Annotated in this window: 3 protein-coding genes and 1 pseudogene; all 4 read right to left on the bottom strand. The window is 40.3% G+C overall.

All coding sequences use genetic code 11. From position 1 onward, the window contains the following. Positions 1 to 284 precede the first annotated feature (284 nt). Complete coding sequence (locus FHW58_RS27290) at positions 285 to 797, bottom strand: hypothetical protein (protein WP_179676343.1); 513 nt, start codon at positions 795 to 797, stop codon at positions 285 to 287. Positions 798 to 839: 42 nt separating this feature from the next. Beyond that, positions 840 to 1,529, bottom strand: a complete 690-nt coding sequence (locus tag FHW58_RS27285; protein ID WP_179676342.1) for a hypothetical protein — start codon at positions 1,527 to 1,529, stop codon at positions 840 to 842. 67 nt (positions 1,530 to 1,596) lie between these two features. Then, a complete protein-coding gene (locus FHW58_RS27280; RefSeq protein WP_179676341.1) occupies positions 1,597 to 2,829 on the bottom strand; it encodes a Fic family protein in 1,233 nt (410 codons plus the stop codon). Between the two features lie 213 nt (positions 2,830 to 3,042). Next, positions 3,043 to 3,195, bottom strand: a pseudogene (locus FHW58_RS27990) (IS21 family transposase); the annotation flags it as partial.

Raw genomic sequence — 3,195 nt, 5'->3', positions numbered from 1 at the left:
CAGCTAGAACACTCGCTTGGCTAGATCAATCCCAAGAATAGCGATATTCATGGTAGACCTCCACACGTAAATTGGATGAAACGTTAGTTTGATCCAATTCGGAGGTGTCGGGTCCATCTGAGTAAATCAACAGCTTTCAGCTTCTTCATATCTTTTTTATGGGAGACGCCATTTTTGACAGGGAGCCACCTATCTGGATCGGCGGCATACGCACGTTGGCGACAAGCGTGTAGCTGTTCGCAATGGCGCAATTATCAATAGATAATTCTTCATCTTCCATTCCGTTACTTAGCATGGCTGATAATGTTGAGATTGATTAAAAGCGGAGTCGAGCCGGATTCTTCTTTAACTGACATAATATATTCAATAGTGGTACCACTCCAAATTCTGCGAACATTTATCGTCGATATAAATTTCTCTTTATCAGTTTCGTATAGAGCAATATTATCGGATGAAATCAAAACCTCCACTAATTGGGCAGTGATTGCGGCACCATAAGTTGCTCGGCAAAATTTTCCTACTTGGCCAGTCGTACCGCCAACCATGGATCTTAGCTCTGCAGATAAGTCTACTAACAGTCGCTCATCTAATCCAGCAGCAGCTATCTTCGGTAACGGAGTTACCTGTTTCACGGTTTCATTGGATATTATTCCAATAATTTTTGTTTTTGGAAATTTAAACTCAACACAATCAGAAGGAATAACGTTTGATAATCGAAAAATTTGCTCAAACTCATGTCCATGTGCCGGCGATAAAAATAACCAGAAAATGAAAAAAAAGCGCAAGAAATTTTTCACGATTATTCCTTCAGATGGAGAGAGAGTTGATCTGGTAATTTATTACGTACAAAGAACCAAATCAGTTGTCATATTGTTGCCGATTGTTCTTATCAATGGTCCTGCTCCATGATATTCATATAGATAACCCGTGTTTGAGTCCAAAATGTAAGATAAAAAATTAGCATCAACAGTTTGACTTTGTGCAAGTATATTCCACTGTTGCGTATCGGAAGTGTCACCCTGTGTGTCAGCCGGTGAGGATGGTAGTCCATCCGTTCCCTGTGGATGAGTATGTATCATTGCAATCATTTTTTCGTCCCAACTAAGAGACTGAACAGTGGCGTTAACTCCACTTCCGGTCCCAACCGTTATATCATCAACCCGAAGGGCCCCCGTTGCTGAATTTCGATACATAAATGTTATTTGCTCAATCCCCTTTGAATATTCAGGACGATTTTGCATTTGATGGGCTAAGTAGTCCATCGCATCTCGAATCGTCTCCAGATTCACACCTTGAGGCGTCGCACCAGGAGATGGGGAGGAATGTGTCGTACATGGCTCTGGATCAGGGAAAGGGCCCGGGTTGCTACCGCCGGGAAAGCTTGGAGTATAACTCCCTCCATTATAATCATGATTTTCCCAACGCTCTCCAAGCACATCGATAGAAGGCATGTCAGCGGTAGTGAAGTTTGAACTATAGCCGCCACGCATCAGTTCTTGTAATTCATCGGATTCGATCAAACGTTGCATTTTAACTCCCTGAGCAAGTTAATTTTATACATATTATTACACCGAGCAAATTCCACAATATTAAAACTCACGCATATTTCACCTTCTCATCAACATTAAAATCGGTGAGCAAAATAGGATAATCCTTACTGTGTTTCGAGTAAATAACATATTGCGTTAATAGCAATTTCGCGTCGACACTTGGTTCATTAAGAAGAGGTATAACATGAAGAATGATATTTTCATCTACCGAGGACCTCAGCATTCTAATGTCTTTTCTCAGTTCTTCAGTATTGGCCACCGATAAAAAAAATGTAATTGCCGAGCGAGGATGTGATTTCGAAATTTCCGCACAGTCTGTAAATAAAGCAAAATTAATAGCGCCGTATGCATTTATTTTATTTGCCAAAATGTTAATTTTATCTAAAATAGCATGGCTACAAATTTGACCTATCCTCTTCGTAAATTCATTAATACTTAATTTTATTGGCGGAAGGATTTCAATATTGCTAAATTCAATTTTTTTAGGTTCATTTTCCGGCTCGGAATATTCCGCCTCAGATATTTCACCCTCCAAAAAAGAAAGATACTGAGATATTAAAGAAACTATTAACTCAAATATTTCGTTGTAGTTTCCAGTCTTGGTAGCTTTTGCTAAAGACTCCTCATAAGCTCCAAAAGTAAGTAGAGTAAGATCCGATAACGGGATATAGCTGAGAAGCGGATTTAGCGAGGTTTTTAGTATAGCATTAAAGACAAGCCTAGCAACTCGCCCGTTTCCGTCCCGATAAGGATGTTCCGATAACAATATTAAGTATGTCTTTATGGCGTAAGCTACCGCGTTGCCTTTAAAAAATTCTTGAGTTGGCTTATATAAATCCGAGGTTTTCAAAGGGGGGGGGATTATTAACTCTCTCAAGAAGCGGATAGTTAAATTAAAGTCCCTAGGGGGCTCCGACGCTTTAAAGGCTATTAATCTTGCCACCTCCGCCATAGCATATATTGAGCTTTCAGAGATGCGACGAAATTCAGAGCAACATTGTTCGAGATGAATAGATTCAGCGTTGTTGAAATTAAAACCTTTTCGCTCGTCTACCAATTCTTGAATCGACTTTCTGACTCTGATAGAGCCACTTACTTTAATGTTCAACTCGGCCATTCGTCCGTACGACGGTGCTGGATAAAGTTTAGAACGAAGTCGCACAGCTATTCTTTCACATGATTCATGAACACTTCTTGGGATATTCTCAAATCCAAGGAAATTTGCAGGCCGGCAAATATAATTTATTCTTTCTTTGTCAAAATTATTCAAATCTTTCATTAGCACAATTTCCTTTAACAAAGATGTCGGTGAAATTATAGGGATTTGGAATTTTAGAGAAAGGATTACCTCAACCGTAACACAGATCTTTTTCTGAAATCTAACTGAATCTCACACTTTTAGTTGAATTACAGATTTTTCGGTAAGCGCTAAATACGGGACCAAAGTCAACAGTGCATGTTTTTAGGCTGTTCGTTTGCTTGACGGATTGACCCGCTCAGTTTGCCCCTCCCTCCATACCCTCGCGAACGCCGCGACCCTGTCGTAAGACCCCTCAAAACCTAATTCCCTTAGGTCCTCGTGGATCTGTTTTAAGGTGCATCGCTGCTTCCTGGAACGAGCTGCCTCGGTCTTAAGCATGGCTGA

This window comes from Duganella sp. 1224, assembly GCF_013408245.1.
GTDB lineage: Bacteria > Pseudomonadota > Gammaproteobacteria > Burkholderiales > Burkholderiaceae_D > Rugamonas.
This window is presented reverse-complemented; position numbering and strand designations above follow the sequence as displayed.

What these genes read in the sequence shown, in the direction of transcription:
- FHW58_RS27285 (WP_179676342.1), bottom strand. Translation starts at nt 1,529, where the DNA reads ATGCAACGTTTGATCGAATCCGATGAATTACAAGAACTGATGCGTGGC.
- FHW58_RS27280 (WP_179676341.1), bottom strand. Translation starts at nt 2,829, where the DNA reads ATGAAAGATTTGAATAATTTTGACAAAGAAAGAATAAATTATATTTGC.